The organism is Ralstonia sp. 110700041-2, from assembly GCF_056280165.1.
In genome coordinates this window covers 154285-174327 of record NZ_JBSFAI010000002.1, presented here as the reverse complement: position 1 = coordinate 174327, position 20043 = coordinate 154285, and the positions used below count along the sequence as shown (strand labels likewise).

Annotated in this window: 21 protein-coding genes; 9 read left to right on the top strand and 12 right to left on the bottom strand. The window is 64.6% G+C overall.

What is annotated here, in order from left to right; translation table 11 throughout:
• The first annotated feature begins 8 nt into the window (after window positions 1-8).
• Entirely contained in the window at window positions 9-782 is a 774-nt protein-coding gene (locus ACUXH0_RS03385; RefSeq protein ID WP_009241143.1) for a glycosyltransferase family 2 protein, read from the top strand.
• The gene (locus ACUXH0_RS03380) at window positions 769-1611 is read left to right on the top strand and encodes a glycosyltransferase family 2 protein (protein ID WP_009241142.1); all 843 of its coding nucleotides are present in this window, start codon (window positions 769-771) and stop codon (window positions 1609-1611) included. Before ACUXH0_RS03385 ends, ACUXH0_RS03380 begins: the two co-directional genes overlap by 14 nt.
• A 15-nt stretch (window positions 1612-1626) precedes the next feature.
• On the opposite strand, the gene ACUXH0_RS03375 is transcribed toward ACUXH0_RS03380, so the two are convergent.
• Window positions 1627-2409, bottom strand: coding sequence for a glycosyltransferase family 25 protein (locus tag ACUXH0_RS03375; RefSeq protein ID WP_009241141.1), 783 nt, complete (start codon window positions 2407-2409; stop codon window positions 1627-1629).
• A gap of 232 nt (window positions 2410-2641) precedes the next feature.
• Between ACUXH0_RS03375 and msbA the strand changes: the two genes are divergently transcribed.
• Window positions 2642-4366 carry a lipid A export permease/ATP-binding protein MsbA gene (msbA, locus tag ACUXH0_RS03370; RefSeq protein ID WP_009241140.1) on the top strand — a complete coding sequence of 575 codons (1725 nt, stop codon included), beginning with the start codon at window positions 2642-2644 and terminating at the stop codon, window positions 4364-4366.
• Between the two features lie 51 nt (window positions 4367-4417).
• Entirely contained in the window at window positions 4418-5017 is a 600-nt protein-coding gene (locus tag ACUXH0_RS03365; protein WP_009241139.1) for a peroxidase-related enzyme, read from the top strand.
• Between the two features lie 26 nt (window positions 5018-5043).
• Here the strand turns inward: ACUXH0_RS03365 and rng are convergent, their stop codons facing one another.
• The 8 genes from rng to ACUXH0_RS03325 all read right to left on the bottom strand — a co-directional run bounded on the left by rng (window position 5044) and on the right by ACUXH0_RS03325 (window position 12316).
• A complete protein-coding gene (gene rng / locus ACUXH0_RS03360; protein ID WP_009241138.1) occupies window positions 5044-6513 on the bottom strand; it encodes a ribonuclease G in 1470 nt (489 codons plus the stop codon).
• Window positions 6514-6653: 140 nt separating this feature from the next.
• A complete protein-coding gene (locus ACUXH0_RS03355; RefSeq protein WP_004631024.1) occupies window positions 6654-7277 on the bottom strand; it encodes a Maf family protein in 624 nt (207 codons plus the stop codon).
• Complete coding sequence (gene rlmH / locus ACUXH0_RS03350) at window positions 7274-7744, bottom strand: 23S rRNA (pseudouridine(1915)-N(3))-methyltransferase RlmH (RefSeq protein ID WP_004631023.1); 471 nt, start codon at window positions 7742-7744, stop codon at window positions 7274-7276. The genes ACUXH0_RS03355 and rlmH overlap by 4 nt, the downstream gene beginning before the upstream one ends.
• Before the next feature lie 21 nt (window positions 7745-7765).
• Window positions 7766-8383, bottom strand: a complete 618-nt coding sequence (gene rsfS / locus ACUXH0_RS03345; protein WP_004631022.1) for a ribosome silencing factor — start codon at window positions 8381-8383, stop codon at window positions 7766-7768.
• 71 nt (window positions 8384-8454) lie between these two features.
• A complete protein-coding gene (locus ACUXH0_RS03340) occupies window positions 8455-9165 on the bottom strand; it encodes a nicotinate-nucleotide adenylyltransferase (RefSeq protein ID WP_009241137.1) in 711 nt (236 codons plus the stop codon).
• Window positions 9162-10070 (bottom strand): oxygen-dependent coproporphyrinogen oxidase, encoded by a 909-nt coding sequence (hemF, locus tag ACUXH0_RS03335; protein ID WP_182593768.1) that lies wholly within the window; start codon window positions 10068-10070, stop codon window positions 9162-9164. Before hemF ends, ACUXH0_RS03340 begins: the two co-directional genes overlap by 4 nt.
• A gap of 156 nt (window positions 10071-10226) precedes the next feature.
• The gene (gene purD / locus ACUXH0_RS03330) at window positions 10227-11495 is read right to left on the bottom strand and encodes a phosphoribosylamine--glycine ligase (RefSeq protein WP_009241135.1); all 1269 of its coding nucleotides are present in this window, start codon (window positions 11493-11495) and stop codon (window positions 10227-10229) included.
• A gap of 95 nt (window positions 11496-11590) precedes the next feature.
• Window positions 11591-12316: a YebC/PmpR family DNA-binding transcriptional regulator gene (locus ACUXH0_RS03325; RefSeq protein WP_004631018.1), complete on the bottom strand. Its 726-nt coding sequence runs from the start codon at window positions 12314-12316 to the stop codon at window positions 11591-11593.
• A gap of 173 nt (window positions 12317-12489) precedes the next feature.
• Here ACUXH0_RS03325 and ACUXH0_RS03320 point away from each other — a divergent pair, with 173 nt between their 5' ends.
• Window positions 12490-14052: a helicase HerA-like C-terminal domain-containing protein gene (locus tag ACUXH0_RS03320; protein WP_182593769.1), complete on the top strand. Its 1563-nt coding sequence runs from the start codon at window positions 12490-12492 to the stop codon at window positions 14050-14052.
• A 69-nt stretch (window positions 14053-14121) separates the two neighbouring features.
• Here the strand turns inward: ACUXH0_RS03320 and upp are convergent, their stop codons facing one another.
• Window positions 14122-14772: a uracil phosphoribosyltransferase gene (upp, locus tag ACUXH0_RS03315; RefSeq protein ID WP_009241133.1), complete on the bottom strand. Its 651-nt coding sequence runs from the start codon at window positions 14770-14772 to the stop codon at window positions 14122-14124.
• 65 nt (window positions 14773-14837) lie between these two features.
• Window positions 14838-16316 (bottom strand): NCS1 family nucleobase:cation symporter-1, encoded by a 1479-nt coding sequence (locus tag ACUXH0_RS03310; protein WP_009241132.1) that lies wholly within the window; start codon window positions 16314-16316, stop codon window positions 14838-14840.
• A 184-nt stretch (window positions 16317-16500) separates the two neighbouring features.
• On the opposite strand from ACUXH0_RS03310, the gene ACUXH0_RS03305 reads away from it, so the two are divergent.
• The 4 genes from ACUXH0_RS03305 to ACUXH0_RS03290 are packed head-to-tail and all read left to right on the top strand — an operon-like array spanning window position 16501 to window position 19680.
• Complete coding sequence (locus ACUXH0_RS03305; protein WP_009241131.1) at window positions 16501-17418, top strand: DMT family transporter; 918 nt, start codon at window positions 16501-16503, stop codon at window positions 17416-17418.
• 42 nt (window positions 17419-17460) lie between these two features.
• Window positions 17461-18252, top strand: a complete 792-nt coding sequence (locus ACUXH0_RS03300; RefSeq protein ID WP_004631009.1) for an SDR family oxidoreductase — start codon at window positions 17461-17463, stop codon at window positions 18250-18252.
• 10 nt (window positions 18253-18262) lie between these two features.
• Complete coding sequence (locus ACUXH0_RS03295; protein WP_004631008.1) at window positions 18263-18703, top strand: methylglyoxal synthase; 441 nt, start codon at window positions 18263-18265, stop codon at window positions 18701-18703.
• Window positions 18700-19680, top strand: a complete 981-nt coding sequence (locus ACUXH0_RS03290; protein WP_009241130.1) for a quinone oxidoreductase family protein — start codon at window positions 18700-18702, stop codon at window positions 19678-19680. The genes ACUXH0_RS03295 and ACUXH0_RS03290 overlap by 4 nt, the downstream gene beginning before the upstream one ends.
• Before the next feature lie 9 nt (window positions 19681-19689).
• Here ACUXH0_RS03290 and ACUXH0_RS03285 read toward each other — a convergent pair whose 3' ends face one another.
• Window positions 19690-19986 (bottom strand): YkvA family protein, encoded by a 297-nt coding sequence (locus ACUXH0_RS03285; protein WP_009241129.1) that lies wholly within the window; start codon window positions 19984-19986, stop codon window positions 19690-19692.
• Window positions 19987-20043 lie beyond the last annotated feature (57 nt).

Here is a 20043-nt window from a genome sequence, read left to right as displayed (position 1 = left end):
GTTTTCGCATGCCTGCATCCAATCGAGCCACGCTCGCCGTCATCATCGTCGCCAAGAACGAAGCCGCCGATATCGGCGACTGCATCCGCTCGGTGCGCGACTGGGCGGACGATGTCATCGTCTTCGACTCGGGCAGCACGGACGGCACGCAGGACATCTGTCGCCAACTCGGTGCGCGCGTGTTCGAGACCGACTGGCCCGGCTACGGCGAGCAGTCCAACCGCGCGTTGCGCGAAGCCCGCACTGACTGGGTGCTCTCACTGGATGCCGACGAGCGCATCAGTCCCGAGTTGCGGGCCGAGATGATCGCCGTACTGGAATCGGGCAGTCCGCACACTGTCTACTCCATGCCGCGCAGCTCGAGTTTTTGTGGCCGCTTCATGAAGCATTCGGGCTGGTGGCCGGACCGCATTCGTCGCTTCTTCAAGCGCGAGCAGGTGACGTTCTTCGATGCGCCGGTGCACTCGCACCTTGTCTTCGAGGGTACGGTGGGCGATTTCCGCGCCCCGATCATCCATTATTCGATTCCCGACCTGAAGGCTGCGCTCGACAAGGCCAACGATTATTCGACCGCAGGTGCGGCCGCGGCTTATGCCAAGGGCAAGCGCGCGTCGTTGGGCAGTGCCATCGGCCACGGGCTATGGGCATTCATCCGTACGTACATCATCCAGCGGGGTTTCCTCGATGGCGCCGAGGGCTTCATGCTGGCCGTGTCGAACGCCGAGGGCACGTATTACCGCTACGTCAAGCTGATGATGCTGCATCGTTATGGCAAGCTCTGAGTCGCCGCGTCGCATCGCCCTCATCGTTACGACGTATAACCGCCCGGACGCGCTGGTTCGCGTACTGGCCGGCTGCAGCGCACAGACCGATCGCGCATTCGATGTCATCGTCGCCGACGACGGTTCGCGCGATGACACACGCTTTGCCATCGAAGCCGCCGCCAAGACCGCGCCGTATCCGCTGCGCCATGTCTGGCATCCCGACGACGGCTTCCGTGCCGGTGAGATCCGCAACCGCGGCGTGCTGGCGACGGACGCCGACTACCTCGTTTTTCTCGATGGCGATTGCGTGCCGCGTCCGGATTTTGTGGCGCGGCACCGCGCATTGGCCGAGCGGGGGCGCCTGCTGTCCGGCAGCCGCATCCTGCTGAATGAGGCGATGACGCGCGAGGTCGTCGCCCAGCAGATCGACATCCACCTGAAGGATCGCGCGTATTGGTTTGCCGCCTGGCGCGCCGGCCGCGTCAACAAATTCGTGCCGCTATTGGTGCCGGGCTTACCGGTGCCGCGTACCCTCAAGGACACCAGCCTGCGCGGCATCAAGAGCTGCAACCTTGGCGTGTGGCGCAGCGATTTCGAGCGCGTGAACGGTTTCGATCAGAGCTTCGTCGGATGGGGCCATGAAGACGCCGATCTGGCGGTTCGCCTTTATAACGCCGGCGTGCGGCGCAAGCGCGGTTTTTGCGCGACCGAAGTCTTCCACCTATGGCATCGCGAGCAATCGCGCGAGCAGGAAAGCCCCAACTATCAACGCATGATGGCTCGGCGCAATACCGACATCATCCGCGCAGACGTCGGGCTTGCAGAACTGCGAGAGCAGGGCGCCTGAACGAGCGCCGTCTGCTCACCAGGTCTTCTTCTGCTTAACGATGCCGAGAAACGGCCGCACGAAAATCTGATAGAGGAACTTGCGCACGAAGATCTGGCGCAGATGATGGCCGAGCCCCAGGCGGTCGTCGGCTTCGCGGCTTTTGATGGCGCGATCGGCTTCCAGGTTTGAGCCGCTATCGAAGTCCTGCACGCCAATCACATAAGGTACGACCGCACGCATCTGCACGATGCCTTCGCGCTCAAACTTGTACCAATAGTCTGCGGCCAGCCACACGGGATAGAGCTGCTCGACCATGCGCTTGGCCGCGGCGCGCGTGACGAAATAACCATGCGCGAGCCACTGGTAGTTGGCAAGTTTGACCGTGCGGTGGTCCGCTGTCAGCGGTCGCGCGCTGCGCTTGTAGTAACGGTCGATGTGCGTGAGCAGCGTGACGACGGGTTCGTCGGGTGACACGCTCTGTGCCAGCGCGTCGAGCACGGCGGGCACATCCGGCCCGAGTTTCGCGTCGTCTTCCAGAATGAGCGCGTAGGGCAGGTTCTGCTCGATCATTGCCCGGTAGACGCCGAGGTGGCTCAGCGCGCAGCCGACTTCGCCGACGGTCAATTCGCGGCTTTGGCTCGTAGCGCGTGCATGGTCATAGTGGCGCGCAAGTTCGTCGGCGGGAAGTGTCTTGCCGTACACACCGGGGAAGCGTTGATGCGGCAGGCCCAACGCATCGAGTTGTCGTTCCAGGGCCTCGCGGCGCCCGGCGTCGTGGTCGAGATTGATGAAAAACGTGGGAACGCGCGAACTCATTGCGGAAGCGTCAGGTGATGCGTCGGCCAGTCTGGACCGGGCATTGCGCAGCAGGATGGGCCGGGTGGTGGATTGCCGCTAAAATGCCGGGTCGCCCGTCTGTCGGATGACAGCCGCTGCAACGCACTTTATGGCGGCCATGCGATCGCCATGCGACGCAAGCTGCCCACCCTCATTTGAAAACGCCGTGAGTATACAAGCAAAGTCTGATCACCCAGCGCCCGCCAAGCCGATGCTCAAGCGGTTGTGGGGCTACCTTCGCCCCGAATTGACCGCCTTCATCCTGGCAATGGTCGCCATGGGTGTGGTGGCGGCCACGGAGGGGATCATCCCCAAGGTCGTGAAGGATCTGCTGGATCAGGGTTTCGGCGGTGAGTACGCCGGCAAGCTGTGGCAGGTGCCGGCCATGCTGGTGGGTATTGCGGTGGTGCGCGGCATCGCGCAATTTGCGTCGACGTATCTGTTGAGCCTCGTATCGAACAAGGTGCTGCTGAATCTGCGGATGAAGATGTTCGAGCGCCTGCTGCAGGCGCCGGCCTCGTACTATCAGCGCAATACGGCCGCGTCGATCATCAACGCGGTCATCTTTGAAGTGAACCAGGTGCTGCAGGTGCTGACCGGCGTGTTCATCACGCTGGTGCGCGACTCGATGACGGTGCTGGCGCTGCTGATCTTCCTCTTCTATACCAACTGGCGTCTGACGCTGGTGGTGGCGGTGATCCTGCCGATCATCGGGCTGCTGATGTCGCGTATCAACCGCCGCCTGCGCTCGCTCAACCGCGAAAGCCAGAACTTGACCAACCAGGCCGCCTATGTGGTCGAAGAGGCCGTGGGCGGCTACAAGGTCGTCAAGCTGCATGGCGGCGAGGCGTATGAATCGCTGCGCTTCAATGCCATGACGAACCGCCTCCGTGGTTACGCCATGCGCGTGGCCGTGGCCGGCGGCCTGAACCAGCCGGTGACGCAGTTCCTGGCAGCGCTGGCGCTGTCTGTCATCCTGGCCATTGCCATGATGCAGGCGCAGGCCAATCAGACCACGGTCGGCGGCTTTACCGGCTTTGTGATGGCGATGCTGCTGCTGATCTCGCCGCTCAAGCACTTGACCGACGTGAATCAGCCGCTGCAGCGCGGCCTGACCGCCGCCGAATTCATCTTTGGCCTGATCGACACGCCGATCGAACCGCAAGAAGGCGGCAAGAAGATCGATCGTGCCCGGGGCGATGTCCGCTTCGACAACGTCACGTTCCGCTATGGGGAAGATGGCCGGGCGGCGCTCGATAATGTCAACCTGCACGTCAAGCCGGGCGAGGTCGTTGCGCTGGTCGGGCCATCTGGCAGCGGCAAGACCACGCTGGTGAACCTGCTGCCGCGCTTCTTCGATCCGACCTCGGGCACGATCTCGCTCGACGGCGATGCGCTGGCGGATTTGGCGCTGCACGACCTGCGCCGGCAGATCGCCTTCGTGAGCCAGGATGTGGTGCTGTTCAATGACACCATCGCCGCCAACGTGGCCTATGGCGCGCGCGACGCCTCCGAGATCGACATGGCCCGCGTGCGCCGTGCACTCGAAGCGGCTTACCTGACCGATGTGGTGGACAACCTGCCCGAGGGCATCGATACCAATGTTGGCGACAACGGCTCGAAGCTGTCCGGTGGGCAGCGCCAGCGCCTGGCGATTGCACGTGCGATCTACAAGGACGCGCCGATCCTGATCCTGGACGAAGCGACGTCCGCGCTGGATTCGGAGTCCGAACGCCAGGTGCAGGCCGCGCTCGAACGGCTGATGGAGGGCCGGACGACGCTGGTGATCGCGCACCGCCTGTCGACCATCGAAAATGCCGATCGGATCATCGTGCTCGAGCACGGCAAGATTGCCGAAGCCGGCACGCACCGCGAACTCATCGAGCGCGATGGGTTGTATGCTGGACTCCATCGCATCCAGTTCGCTACCCAGTAAGCCCTTCCTCTCGGGCGGCGTGCTCAGGATGCTCACATCAAAGGAGACATCGTGACGACCACCACGCCGCCCATCAGCCGGTTCCCCGTTCCTTCACTGGCCGACATTCCCGAAGACATCCGCGCGCGCATCCTGGAGGTGCAGGAGAAGAGCGGCTTTGTGCCGAACGTCTTCCTTGCGCTGTCGCATCGGCCCGACGAGTGCCGTGCCTTCTTCGCGTACCACGATGCGCTGATGCTGCGGGAAGGCAGCAGCCTCACCAAGGGCGAGCGCGAGATGATCGTCGTCGCCACCTCCGCTGCCAACCAGTGCCTGTATTGCGTGGTCGCGCACGGCGCCATCCTGCGCATTTACGAGAAGAATCCGCTGGTGGCCGACCAGGTGGCCGTCAATTACCGCAAGGCCGACATCACGCCGCGCCAGCGCGCCATGCTCGACTTTGCGATGAAGGTTTGCACCGCATCGCACACCGTCAACGACGCCGACTATGAAGCGCTGCGCGCGCACGGCTTCGATGATGAGGACATCTGGGACATCGCCGGCATCACCGCCTTCTTCGGCCTGTCGAATCGCATGGCGAATGTGATTTCGATGCGGCCGAACGAGGAGTTCTTCCTGCTAGGCCGTCTGCCGCGCGAGAAGAAGGCGTAGCCCAGCGCCGCTGGCCGGGTGTGGCGCTACATCAAGATGATGTCGTACTGCTCCTGGCTCGCCGCCGACGATTCCACCTGCAACGAAATCGGCTTGCCGATGAAATCCCCCAGCATCGCAAGGTGCTGGCTTTCTTCTTCCAGGAACAGGTCAATCACTGACTGCGACGCCAGGATGCGGAATTCGCGCGGATTGAACTGTCGCGACTCGCGCATGATCTCGCGCAGGATGTCGTAGCACACGGTGCGCGGTGTCTTGACCTGACCCTTGCCCTGGCACACCGGGCACTGCTCGCACAGCACGTGCGCAAGCGATTCCCGAGTGCGCTTGCGTGTCATCTCAACCAGCCCCAGCTGCGAGAAGCTGTTGACCGTGATGCGCGTGCGGTCGCGCGACAGCGCCTTGCGCAGTTCGGCGAGCACCGCATCGCGATGCTCGGCCGACTCCATGTCGATGAAGTCGATGATGATGATGCCGCCCAGATTGCGCAGCCGCAGTTGCCGCGCAATGGTGTGCGCGGCTTCCAGGTTGGTCTTGAAGATCGTGTCGTCGAAGTTGCGCGCGCCCACGTAGCCGCCGGTGTTGACGTCGATGGTCGTCATCGCCTCGGTCTGGTCGATCATCAGGTAGCCGCCCGATTTCAGGTCGACCCGGCGCGACAGCGCGCGCTCGACTTCCGCCTCGATGTTGTACAGGTCGAAGATTGGCCGTTCGCCGGTGTAATGCGTCAGGCGCTCGACCACGGCCGGCGTGTACTCCTGCGCAAACTCGACGAGCTTCTGATGGTTCTCGCGCGAATCGACCTGGATGCTGCGCGTTTCGTCCGTCACGAAATCGCGCAGCACGCGCTGGGCGAGGTTCAGGTCCTGGTACAGGATCGAGGGGGCGGGCAGGGTGGTTGCATTGTGGCGGATGGTCGCCCAGATCTTGCGCAGGTAAGCGACGTCGTTGGCGAGTTCTTCGTCGGTCGACTCTTCGGCGATCGTGCGCACGATGAAACCGCCGCGCTCATCGGTGGGCACCATGGCGGTCACGCGTGCGCGCAGCGCTTCACGCTCGGCCTCGTTGCCGATCTTCTGCGAGATGCCGATGTGCGGGTCTTGCGGGAGATAGACCAGCGTCCGGCCGGCAATGCTGACCTGCGTGGACAGCCGCGCCCCCTTGGTGCCAATCGGATCCTTGATGACCTGCACCATCAACGCCTGGCCTTCGAAGAGCGTCTTCTCGATGGCGACTTGCGGTGTGGGCGGCGCGTCCTTCGCGTCGCGCGGGTGCCAAATGTCAGCCACATGCAAGAACGCCGCACGCTCCAGCCCGATATCGATAAAGGCCGACTGCATGCCAGGCAGCACGCGCACCACCTTGCCAAGGTAAATGTTGCCGACCAGGCCGCGCGTCAGCGTGCGCTCGATGTGAAGCTCCTGAACGGCGGCTTGCTGGACGATAGCCACGCGCGTTTCTTGCGGCGTGATATTGACGAGAATGTCTTCGGACATGGAGAGGTACCAGGAGAGCGGGTTTCAGCACCCGCCTCTGGGCCGGACAGGGTTGCCCGAAGCGTGTCTTGAAACCGGCCCTCGCACGCTGTCCGGCGCGTGCATCGGGGCCGGTCAGAGAGCGCGAGTTACAGCGTGATTCACAGCGTGATGCCCGCCTGTGCGAGCAGTGCGGCGGTCTCGAACAGGGGTAGACCCATGATACCCGAATAGCTTCCCGAAATATGGGCCACAAAGGCGGCTGCGCGCCCCTGGATGCCGTACGCGCCCGCCTTGCCAAAGGGCTCGCCGCTGGCGATGTAGCGGGCGATGTCGTTGTCCGTCAGCACGGCAAAGCGCACGTCCGAAACGGACAGCGCGTGCATCGGCGTGCCGTCGGCCTTGACGACGGTGACGGCGGTCAGCACGCGGTGTTCGCGCCCTGACATGCCGCGCAGCATGCGGTGGGCGTCGGCTGCGTCAGTAGGTTTGCCGAGGATCTCGCCGCCCAGGCACACCGTCGTGTCAGACGTGAGGATCGGCAAAGCGGGGAGGTTACGTGCAGTGCGGCGACGCACAGCTGCCTGAGCCTTCAATGCGCAGACACGTTGAACGTAGTCGTCGGGCGTCTCGCCGGGGAGCTCGGCTTCCAGCCCTTCCGCATCTTCATCGTCGCTGGCGAGCAGCAGCGCGAAGCGCGCGCCGATCTGGCGCAGCAGTTCCTGTCGGCGCGGGCTTTGCGAGGCGAGATAGAGGTGAGGCGCGCCGTGTGCATCCATGGTCATACGCGGTGGTACGGGTGGTTCTGCGTGATGCTCCATGCGCGGTAGAGTTGCTCGGCCAGCAGCACACGCACCATGCCGTGGGGCAGCGTCAGGCTCGACAGGCGGATCAGCGTACGGGCTTTTGCCTTGAGTGCCGGGTCCAGCCCATCCGCGCCGCCGATCACGAACGCGATATCACCACCTTCCTGTTGCCATCCGGTGAGCGATTCAGCCAGCGCGACGGTGGTGAGGTCCTTTCCGCGCTCATCCAGCGCGATCATGCGGCAGCCTTTGGGCAGCGCGGCTTCAATGCGCGCGGCTTCCAGCTGCATGACGGTGGCGGCGGTGCGGCTGCCCGAGCGTTGCTCGGGCTTGATCTCGCGCAGTTCGATGCGCAGTTCGGGCGGCATGCGCTTGGCATATTCAGAGAAGCCTTCCTCGATCCAGGACGGCATCTTGTGCCCGACGGCAACGATCAGCAACTGCATGGTGAGACGGTCTGCCAGACGTTACGCCGCGCGCTTCTTGGCTGGCGCGCGCTTGGTGGCCGTCTTTGCGGCCGTCTTCGTGGCGGGCTTGCCTGTGCCGGGTGCGCGCTTGGTGGCCGGCTTCCTGGGGGCGGTCTTGGCAGGAGCCTTCTTGGCCGGTGCGGCGGCCTTGGTCGGGCGCTCACCAGCCAGCTTCGGCTTGGTGGTCCGGCGCTTGGCGGGCGTGACCTCTTCGGCCTCGTCTTCCTCGTCGTCGTAACCTTCACTGGCCTTGGGCAGGCCGCGCTTGCCGGTGCCGCCGAGTTCGATGCGCACCGGCTTGTCACCCCAGATCTCTTCGAGGTTGTAGTACAGGCGCAGCTGCGGCTGCATGATGTGGACCACGGCGTCGCCGCAGTCGACCAGCACCCATTCGCCCACGTCTTCGCCTTCCACGGCGATGATGTGGCCGCCGGCTTCCTTGACGGCGTCACGCACGGAGGCGGCGAGGGCCTTGGTCTGGCGGTTGGAGGTGCCGCTGGCAATGACCGTGCGGTCGAACAGTTCGGTCAGGTGCGTCGTATTGAAGACCTTGATGTCTTGCGCCTTGACGTCTTCGAGCGCGTCGACGATCACGCGTTGTAGTTTGCGAATATCCATACTGAGTGAGAAGAACGTTTAAAAGGCGAGAAAAAGGTCAAAAAAGCGCGTGAAGGTGGTCAATCACGCGGTCAGGCACTGACCGTGCCATTGGCACGGCGGTACAGCGAATGCGATTGGATCAGGTCGGCCACGCCGGCGGGCAGGTCGGTGTCACAGCGCGCGCCGGTGGCCAGCTGCTGGCGCAGGCGGGTGGATGACAGGTCGACGGCCAGGGTCTGGTCGATCCACATATGGCCGGCGGGTGCGCATTGTATCAATGCTGTGTCGCCTCGGCGCACATCGAGCTCGCGCTGTACCGGCACATGCAGTGCCTGGAGGTCGAAACCCGGGCGTGTGGCGACGCACAAGTGGACGTATTCGAACAGGTCTTGCCAGCCGTGCCAGGTGTCCAGGCCGACGAGCTGGTCGGCGCCCATCAGCCACGCCATGGAGGTGTCCGGGCCGTAGACGCCGCGCAATTCGCGCACGGTGTCAATGGTGTAGCTGGGGCCGTGGCGATCGACTTCCATGCCGCTCACATGGACACGGGCGCGGCCGCCGCGTACCGCTTTGGCGGCCAGTTCGGTCATGGCGAAGCGCAGCGGAGCGGGTGTGATGTCGGCGGCCTTCTGCCACGACACGCCGGTCGGAATCCACAGCAGCTCATCGAGGTCGAGGCGGGCAATGCACAGTTCGGCCAGGGCGATGTGGCCGACGTGTGGCGGATCGAACGTGCCGCCCAGCAAGCCAAGCCGGTAGGGGCGATCGAGAGTGGGGCGCACGAACGTGGGAAGCGTCATACCCAGTCGCGCGCCGGCAGGAAATCGGTGTATAGCGCGGCCTCCGGCGAGCCCGGTTCCGGCTGCCAGTCGTAGCGCCAGTTGGCCACCGGCGGCATCGACATGAGGATCGATTCCGCGCGGCCGCCGCTTTGCAGGCCGAACAGCGTGCCGCGGTCGAATACCAGATTGAACTCGACATAGCGGCCACGGCGATAGGCCTGGAAGGCGCGTTCGCGCTCACCATAGGCCGTCGCGTGGCGTTGTTCGGCGATGGGCAGCCACGCAGGCAGGAAGGCGTCGCCGACGGAGCGCAGCATCTCGAAGCTGCGCTCGAAGCCCAGCTCCGCAAAGTCGTCGAAGAAGATGCCGCCGATGCCGCGCGCTTCCTTGCGGTGCTTCAGATAGAAATAGTCGTCGCACCATTGCTTGAAGCGCGGGTACAACTCGTCGCCATAGGGGGCAAGGGCGCCCTGGCAGGTGCGGTGGAAATGCGAGGCGTCTTCGGTGAAGCCGTAATAGGGCGTGAGGTCCATGCCGCCGCCGAACCACCAGACGGGGGCGGCATCGGAGCGCACGGCGACGAAGCAGCGCACATTCATGTGCACCGTCGGCACGTAGGGGTTGCGCGGATGGAAGACCAGCGACACGCCCATCGCCTCGAAACCCCGCCCGGCCAGTTCGGGCCGGTTGGCGGTCGCCGACGGGGGCAGGGTGTCGCCCATCACGTGCGAAAAACCGACGCCGCCGCGCTCGAGCAGCGCGCCGCCTTCCAGGATGCGGGTGCGGCCGCTGCCGCGCAGGCGCTCGGTGGGCGGCTTCTCCCATGCGTCGGTGACGAACGTGCCGCCGTCCAGCGCGCTGGCGGCAGTGGTGATGCGGTCCTGCAGGTCCAGCAGGTAGGCGCGGACGGCTTGGGTATCCATGCGATCAGAAGGGGGCTGCTCGTAGCGGCGAGTCGGGCCGAGTCATACGGTTGTCACCATTGTAGCGGGCGGGCCGCGGGGGCAAGTTGGGGATCACCCGGGGTGACGGATGCCGCGCCTGCCCCATCGTGGGGCATCAGCGCGGCGGGCTGTCGCTCAATGGCGGATGGCGCGATGTCCGATATCGGTACGGTACTGGGCGCCGTCAAAGTGGATCTGCTCGATGGCGTTGTACGCGGCACGCTGGGCTGCCTTGACGGTATCGGCCAGGCCCACCACGCACAGCACCCGGCCGCCGTTGGTGGTCAGCACGCCGTCCTTGAGCGTGGTGCCGGCATGGAAGGTGACGCTGTCTTCGGTTTCCTTCGGGATGCCGGTGATGACGTCGCCCTTGCGCGGCGTGTCCGGATAGTTGTGGGCAGCCATCACCACGCCCAGCGCGGTGCGGCGGTCCCAATCCAGCTCCATGCCGTCGAGCTTGCCGTCGATGGCACGGTCGAGCACGTCGTACAGGTCGGTCTTCATGCGCGCCATGATGGGTTGCGTTTCCGGATCGCCCATGCGGCAGTTGAATTCGAGCGTCTTGGGATTGCCTTCGGCGTCGATCATCAGGCCGGCATACAGGAAACCGGTGTACGGAATGCCGTCCTTCTCCATGCCGCGGATGGTCGGCATGATGATCTCGCGCAGCGCGCGGGCGTGCAGCGTGGGCGTGACCACCGGGGCGGGCGAGTAGGCGCCCATGCCGCCCGTGTTGGGGCCGGCGTCGCCGTCGAGCAGGCGCTTGTGGTCCTGGCTGGTGGCCAGTGCCACGACGTTCTTGCCGTCGCACACGACGATGAAGCTGGCTTCTTCGCCGGCCAAAAATTCTTCGATCACCACGCGCGCACCGGCGTCGCCCAGGCGGTTGTCGGCCAGCATCATGTCGATGGCGCTGTGCGCTTCTTCAGCCGTCATCGCCACGACCACGCCCTTGCCTGCGGCCAAGCCATCGGCCTTGACGACGATCGGGGCGCCTTCCTGGTCAACGTACGCATGTGCCTGCGCAGCATCGCTAAAGGTCTGGTACTTGGCGGTCGGAATGCCGTGACGATGCATGAATGCCTTGGCGAAATCCTTCGACGATTCGAGCTGCGCGGCGGCCTTGGTCGGCCCGAAGATGCGCAGGCCCTTGGCGCGGAACAGGTCGACGATGCCGGCGGCCAGCGGCGCTTCCGGGCCGACCACCGTGAAGTGGATGCCCTCGCGCTCGGCAAAGGCGGCCAGCACTTCCGGATCCGTGATCGGGAGGTTCTGCAGGCGTTTGTCGAGCGCCGTGCCGCCGTTGCCCGGGGCCACGTACACCACCTGTACCTTGGGCGAGCGCGCCAGCTTCCATGCCAGGGCGTGCTCTCGACCGCCCGAACCGACCACCATCACTTTCATGCTGTACCTACCTGAAATTGCAAAATCCGATTCGAAATCTGGAAAACAAAAACGGCGATCGTGAGGTCGATCGCCGTTATGCGCGTGTCCGGGGCTTACTCCCCGATGACCGCGTTGGTGAAGACTTCCTGCACGTCGTCCAGGTTTTCCAGGACGTCGAGCAGCTTCTGCATCTTGACCGCGTCTTCGCCGGTGAACACGACTTCGGTCTGCGGCTTCATGATGACTTCGGCCAGTTCGGCCTTGAAGCCGGCGGCTTCCAGCGCGGTCTTGACCTTGGCGAAATCGTGGGGCGGGCAAATGACTTCGAGCGAGCCGTCGTCGTGCGTGATGACGTCATCGGCGCCGGCTTCGAGCGCGGCGTCCATCAGCTTGTCTTCGGGCGTGCCGGGGGCAAAGATGAACTGGCCGATGTGGTCGAACAGGAACGCGACGGAGCCCGATGTGCCCATGTTGCCGCCGTACTTGTCGAACCCGTGACGGACTTCGGCCACGGTGCGCGTGCGGTTGTCGGTCAGGCAGTCGACGATCACGGCGGCGCCGTTGATGCCGTAGCCTTCGTAGCGGATTTCTTCGTAGTTTGCGCCTTCCAGGCCACCCACGCCGCGCTGGATGGCGCGGTTGATGTTGTCCTTGGGCATGTTCGCGTCGGTGGCCTTGTCCATGGCCAAGCGCAGGCGCGGGTTGGAGTCGGCATCGCCGCCGCCCAGACGGGCCGCCACGGTGATTTCCTTGATCAGGCGCGTCCAAATCTTGCCGCGCTTGGCGTCGGCAGCGGCTTTCTTATGCTTGATGTTGGCCCATTTGGAATGACCGGCCATGAAACTCTCCGAGCGGAATGCAGTGGAATCTGGCGCCCAGATGGCGGTTTGACGCCACCTGCACGCTCTATAATCGGTCGCGGATTTTAGCATGCTGCACACGCCCGCCGCCCCGTCCGTCTGGTCGAGTGGCCGGTGTGTTGCCCCCCCAGATTGATCCTCGTCCAAACGCCATGACCGATCCCATCCTGATTGCCAAGAACGCCAAAGCGGAGTTGGTGCTGTTGCCCCAGCTCGCCAACCGGCATGGCTTGATCACCGGCGCCACCGGCACCGGCAAGACCGTCACCCTGCAAACGATCGCCCAGGGCCTGTCGAAGATTGGCGTACCGGTTTTCCTGGCTGATGTGAAAGGTGATCTGGCCGGCATTTCGCAGGCCGGCCAACCGAACGACAAGCTCAAGGCTCGCCTGCAGGAGCGCGGCCTGGAAGAGCCGCAATGGGCTTGTTGCCCCGTCACGCTATGGGATGTGTATGGCGAGCGCGGCCACCCCGTGCGCGCCACCGTGTCCGACATGGGCCCGCTGATGCTCTCGCGCATGCTGGAGCTGAACGACATCCAGACCGGTGTGCTGAATCTCGTCTTCAAGATTGCGGACGACTCGGGCCTTGCGCTGCTTGACATGAAAGACCTGCGCGCGATGCTCCAGCACGTTGGCGAGCATTCTTCGGACTACACGAACAAGTACGGAAACATCTCATCGGCCAGCATCGGGGCCATTCAGCGCAACCTGATCGCGCTGGAAGAGCAGGGCGCAGACCAGTTCTTCGGCGAGCCCATGCTCGATATCAATGACCTGATGCAGACCGTGCGCGGCCAGGGCGTGATCAACATCCTGGCGGCCGACAAGCTGCTCAACGCGCCCAAGTTGTACGCGACGTTCCTGCTGTGGTTGCTCTCCGAACTGTTCGAGCATCTGCCGGAGGTGGGCGACGTGGACAAGCCCAAGCTCGCCTTCTTCTTTGACGAGGCGCACCTGTTGTTCAACGATGCGCCGCCGTCGCTGCTGCAGAAGGTGGAGCAGGTGGTGCGGCTGATCCGCTCGAAGGGCGTGGGCGTGTACTTCGTGACGCAAAACCCGGCCGACGTGCCGGACACGGTGCTCGGCCAGCTCGGCAACCGCGTGCAGCACGCGCTCCGGGCGTTCACACCGCGCGACCAGAAGGCCGTGAAGGCCGCGGCCACCACGATGCGCGCGAACCCGGAGTTCAGCCTCGAAGAGGCCATCGGCGAACTGGCCGTGGGCGAGGCGCTGATTTCCATGCTGGACGAGGGCGGTCGCCCGGAGATCACGCAGCGTGCGTTTGTCGTCCCGCCCGCGTCGCGCATCGGCCCGATCTCGGACGACGAGCGCCGCGAGCTGATGACGAATTCGCTGGTGGCCGGCCGCTACGACACGGCAATCGACCGCGAATCGGCGTACGAAATCCTGAACGGCCGCGTGGCGAAGGGCGGGGCGACATCGGCGCCTGCACCGGGTTCCATCGGCACGGATTTCGGGGCATCGACTGGTTCAGCACCCGCATCGGCGCCCGCGCCCGCGCCACAGGAGAGCGGCGGCTGGCTGGGCGATGTCGGCTCGATCCTCACAAAGGGTACGGGCCGCAGCGGCCGTGGCGATTCGATTGTCGAAACGTTGGCCAAGTCGACGATGCGCACCATCGGTTCAACCGTCGGGCGCGAAATCGTGCGCGGCGTGCTGGGCAGCATTCTGGGCGGATCGAAGAGGCGCTGAGCGCTTCCGACGTACCAAAGACAACAGCCGGCATTGCCGGCTGTTTTTGTTTGCGCTGAGAATGCGCGATCAGTTTTTCGTGCCGAACAGGCGGTCGCCCGCATCGCCCAGGCCCGGGATGATGTAGGCGTTTTCATCCAGGTGCGAATCGAGCGACGCCACAAACAGCTTCACGCCCGGATGCGCCTTCTGGAACACCTCCACGCCTTCGGGCGCCGCCACGAGTGCCAGGAACAGGATGTTCTCGTCGGGCACGCCGCGTTTCTTCATCACGTCGACCGCGTGGACGGCCGAGTAACCGGTGGCGACCATCGGATCGCACAGGATGAAGGTGCGGTCTTCCAGGTCGGGCAGCCGCACGAGGTATTCCACCGGACGGTGTTGGTCATCGCGGTACACGCCGATATGACCGATACGCGCCGACGGAATCAGCTCCACCAGCCCGTCGCTCATGCCCACGCCTGCACGCAGCACTGGCACCACGGCCAGCTTGCGGCCCGCGATGACGGGCGCTTCCATCGGGCCCATCGGCGTGTCGATGTGGCGGCTGGTCAGCGGCAGGTTGCGCGTGATCTCATAGCCCATCAGCAGTGTGATCTCACGCAGCAGCTCGCGGAACGTGCGCGTGGACGTGTCCTTGTCGCGCATGTGCGTGAGCTTGTGCTGGATCAGCGGGTGATTGAGGATGGACAGGTTCGGAAAGCGCGGATCTTGTTTCATGGCGGCAACGGATTCTCAGATGGGGCGCATTGTACCGGCGCGCCCCGGGTCGATTTTGGAAGCGCTCAACGGCGGCCGCGCATCAGGATCACATACACCACGGCGGAAATCGCCAGGCCCACGAACCACGCATACGTGTACAGCGCTTCGAATACGCCGGGCACGCTGGCGACGAATCCCGCCTGCTTGAAGAAGCCCGGCAGATTGGGCAGCACGCCGATGACCAGCGCGGCGATAGCGCGGCCGTTCCAGCCGTTGCCGTAACCGTACGGGCCGTCTACGCGGAATAGCTCGCCGGTCTTGAGCACGGTGCGGCGCACCAGAAAGTAGTCGACCATCATGATCCCGGCCACGGGGCCGAGCAGCGCGCCATAGCCGACCAGCCACGTGAAGATGTAGCCCTTGGTGGTTTCCAGGATCTTCCACGGCATTATCGCCAGGCCGATGCCTGCCGTGATGTAGCCGCCGGTTCGGAACGAGATGCGATGCGGCGCCAGGTTCGAGAAGTCATACGCCGGCGAGACCACGTTGGCGGCGATGTTCGTCATCAGCGTGGCGGTGATCAGCGCCAGCAGGGCCACGATGACCGACGGGCCGGTCATCTTGCCGGCCAGCGTGACCGGATCCCAGATGGCCTGACCGTAGATGACCACCGTGGACGACGTGACCAGCACGGCCACCAGGGCCAGCAGCCCCATCGGCAGCGGCAGGCCGACTGCCTGCCCGACAAGCTGATCGCGCTGGCTGCGCGCGAAGCGGGTGAAGTCGGGAATGTTCAGCGCCAGCGTGGCCCAGTAGCCGACCATGGCGGTGAGCGACGGCCAAAAGAAGCCCCAGAACTCGCCGGCGCGCTTGCCGCCCGCCGCAAACGCCGACGGCGCCGACAGCATCGGGCCAAAGCCGCCCGCATTGGTATACGCCCACCAGACCAGGCCCAGCGCGGCCAGAATCAGCAGCGGGGTGGCCAGCGCCTGGAAGCGCTTGATCGATTCGAGCCCCTTGGTGATCAGCCAGATGTGCAGCGCCCAGAACAGCAGGAAGCAGAATCCCTGGCCCGGGTTGATGCCCAGCCCCGGAATATTGCTGCCGACCAGCATGTTGTCCGTGACGACGTTGAGGATCGTGTAGATCGCCTGGCTGCCCAGCCACGTCTGGATGCCGAACCAGCCGCACGCCACGATGGCCCGCAGAATGGCCGGCAACTGCGCACCGCGCACGCCGAACGAGGCCCGCACCAGCACAGGGAAGGGAATGCCGTACTTGGTACCCGCGTGCCCCACCAGCACCATCGGCACGAGCACGATCAGGTTGCCGAGGAACACCGTCAGCACGGCCTGCCACCAGTTCATGCCCTCACTCATCAGGCCCGAAGCCAACATATAGGCCGGCACCGACACCACCATCGACACCCACAGCGCGGCGTAGTTGGTGGCCGTCCAGGTGCGGGCGGCGGGCGGGGTGGGGTTGAGGTCTTCGTTCCAGAGGGTCGGGTCGGGTGCCCCGGCGGCGTCCGCAGAGAATGCGGCAGAGGTGGTTTGGCTCATGTCGATGTGGGATCCGTTGTCGTTGTAGATGTTCGGAATGCAGGCGCGATTGTACGGCGGTCACCAGCGTGCCCAAGCGAAAGCTGTGCCAAGTGCAGCGCACCCCGCGCCGGAACGTTTTGTTGAATTCCAATACAATCGACGACGCTCTCCAACACCGCCCGCATCTCTCTCTCGCCCCGTTGTGACCACAGCGTCTTCTGCGTCTACCACGCCCGTAAGAACTACCGACACCGGCGGTCTGCTGCTTGCGTCCGCGGGCGCCGTGCTGTTCTCCGCCAAGGCCATCGTCGCCAAGCTGATGTACCGCTATCAGGTGGATGCCGTCATGGTCATCACCCTGCGCATGCTCCTGGCCGCACCGCTGTTCATGGCGATGGGGTGGTGGCAGTCGCGCCGTGCGCAGCCCCTGGCCGTGGCAGACCGCTGGCGCATCGTCGGCTTGGGCCTCATCGGCTATTACCTCTCCAGCTTTCTCGACTTCCTCGGCCTGCAATACATCACGGCAGGGCTGGAGCGGCTGATTCTGTTTCTGACACCGTCGTTCGTGCTGCTGATTACGTCGACGGTATTCAAGCGGCGCATTACAGGCTTGCAGTGGGTGTCGCTGGCGCTGGCCTATGCCGGCATCGTGCTGGTGTTCGCGCACGACCTAAACCTGGGCGGTAACAACGTCTGGCTGGGCGGCGGATTGGTGCTCGCCAGCGCCGTCAGCTACGGTATCTATCTGCTGGCCAGCGGTGAGCTGGTCAAACGCGTGGGATCGATGCGGCTCGTCGCCTATGCGATGTGCGTGTCGACCGCGGCCTGTATCGTCCAGTTTCTGGTACTGCGGCCGGTGTCGGCGCTGGTGTTGCCTTGGCAGGTGTACGGGCTGTCGACCATCAACTCGGTGTTCTGTACGGTGGCGCCGGTCACGATGACGATGATGGCGGTGGCGCGCGTGGGTGCGCCCGTGGCGTCGCAGGCAGGCATGATCGGGCCGGTGTCGACACTGCTGCTGGGCTGGTGGCTGCTGGGCGAGCCGATCACGATTTGGCAGATTGCCGGCAGCGCGCTGGTGCTTGCCGGTATGGCGCTGCTGTCACGCCGTCGCGGCTGACGGGCGGCCAATCCAAATAGCAATCACAAGGAGTCAGACAAGATGGACTTGGGGCTGAAAGGCAAGCGTGCGCTGGTGTGTGGCGCAAGCAAGGGATTGGGCTTTGCGTGCGCCGATGCGCTGGCTGCCGAAGGCGTGGACGTGGTGATCGTCGCGCGCGGTGCCGAAGCGTTGTCGGCAGCGGCCGAGCGCATCCGCACGGCGCACGGCGTGCGCGTGGAAGCAGTGGCGACCGACATCACCACGCCGGAAGGCCGTGCCGAAGCGCTGCTCGCATGCGAGCGTCTGGGCGGCTCGCCCGACATCCTCATCAACAACGCAGGCGGCCCGCCGCCGGGCAACTTCCGCGATTGGGACCGCGACGTATGGAATGCCGCGCTCAACGCCAACATGCTCACGCCGATCGACCTCATCAAAGCCACCGTCGACAAGATGATCGAGCGCCGCTGGGGCCGCATCGTCAATATCACCAGCGGTGCCGTCAAGGCGCCGATCGACGTGCTGGGTTTGTCCAACGGCGCGCGCTCCGGCCTGACCGGCTTCGTTGCCGGCCTGGCGCGTGAAGTCGCCAAGCACGGCGTGACCATCAACAACCTGCTGCCGGGCCAGTTCGAGACCGACCGCCTGACCAAGACGCTGGAGGCAGGCGCCAAGGCTGCCGGCATCAGCGCAGAAGAGAATTTCGACCGCAAGCGGCAGGGCAATCCGGCTCGACGCTTTGGCCAACCGGCCGAATTTGGCGCCGTCTGTGCCTTCCTGTGTAGCCAGCATGCCGGCTACCTGAACGCGCAAAACATCCTGCTGGATGGCGGCAGCTTCCCTGGCACCTTTTAAGCCAATCGACATGACCACCCTTACGCCCGCTACGCCCGAAAGCGCAGTTCGCAAACGCCGCGTCGCCCTGATCGCACACGACCACAAGAAAGACGACATGGTCGCTTTCGCCCAAACGCACCAGGCCTTCCTGTCGCAATGCGACTTGCTGGCGACCGGCACCACGGGTGGCCGCCTGGAGAAGGAAGTCGGCCTGACCGTGCAGCGCATGCTGTCCGGCCCGTGGGGCGGCGACTTGCAGATTGGCGCGCAGTTGGCCGAAGGCCGTGTCGACGCCGTCATCTTCCTGCGCGACCCGATGACGCCGCAGCCGCACGAACCCGACATCAACGCGCTGGTCCGCGCCTGCGACGTCCACAACATCCCCTGCGCCACCAACCTCGCAACCGCCGACCTGGTGATGTCTGCCTTGCAACGGGTGGCGCCCGATCCGAAGGAGATCCACGCATGACACAAGCGAAAGCCATCCGCATCTTTGAAACCGGCGGCCCCGAAGTGATGCAGTACGTCGATGTCGACGTGCCCGCGCCCGGCCCCGGCGAGGCCACCATCAAGCAGCACGCCATCGGCCTGAACTACATCGACGTCTATTTCCGCACCGGGCTGTATCCCCAGCCCCTGCCTGGCGGCATCGGCATGGAAGCCGCGGGTGTGGTCGAAGCCGTGGGCCAGGGCGTGACGCACGTCAAGCCGGGCGACCGCGTGGCCTACGCCGGCCGTCCGACCGGCGCCTACGCTGCGTTGCGCACGATGCCGGCCGACATTCTCGTGCGCCTGCCCGATGCGATCGACTTTGAAACCGGCGCAGCGATGATGCTGCAGGGCATGACCGCGCAATACCTGATCCGAGACAGCTATCGCGTGCAGCCCGGCGATACGGTGCTGTTTCACGCAGCCGCTGGCGGTGTGGGGTTGATTGCGTGCCAGTGGCTCAAGGCGCTCGGCGCCACGGTGATTGGCACCGTTGGCAGCGATGCCAAGGCTGAACTTGCCTGCGCGCACGGTTGCGACCACACCATCGTCTACACCCGTGAGAACTTTACCGAACGCGTGCGCGAAATCACTGGCGGCAAGGGCGTGCCGGTGGTCTACGACGGCATTGGCAAAGACACGTTCACGGGCTCGCTGGATTGCCTCGCACCGCGCGGGATGATGGTCACCTACGGCAACGCATCTGGCCCAGTGCCACCGGTTGACCTCAGCGTGCTGAGCGCAAAAGGCTCGCTCAAGATCACGCGCCCGACGCTGATGACTTACACGGCACGGCGCGAGCTGCTGGAACCGATGGCGGCAGAGTTGTTTGATGTGGTGAGCAGCGGCAAGGTCAAGATCGAGATTCACCAGCGCTACGATCTGCAGAACGCGGCGCAGGCGCACCGCGATCTGGAAGCGCGCAAGACGACCGGGTCGACGATCCTCTTGCCATAAGTCGAGGCGTTACCGCCCGGAGGGCTTCACACGCCGGGCGGCAGCAAAGCGCGCATCCTCGCGCACGCGGTCGGGCAGGCCGCGCAGCAGCATGTGCAGCGCAAAGGGCACCAGCACGATGTCGTCCACCCAGCCGATCACGGGAATGACGTCCGGGATCAGGTCGACGGGCGATACCACATACCCCACCAGCAGCAGCGCAGCCGGCGCGAGCCACCACGGCTTGTCCGGATGGCGCAGCGCAAACCACAGCAGGCGCACGTCGTTGCGCACCACGCTCCACAGGCGGAAAAGTCGTCCGAACATCGTGGGCTCCTTGATGAAAAGCCGGCGTCACATGAGTCCGTTTGGCCGGCGGATCAT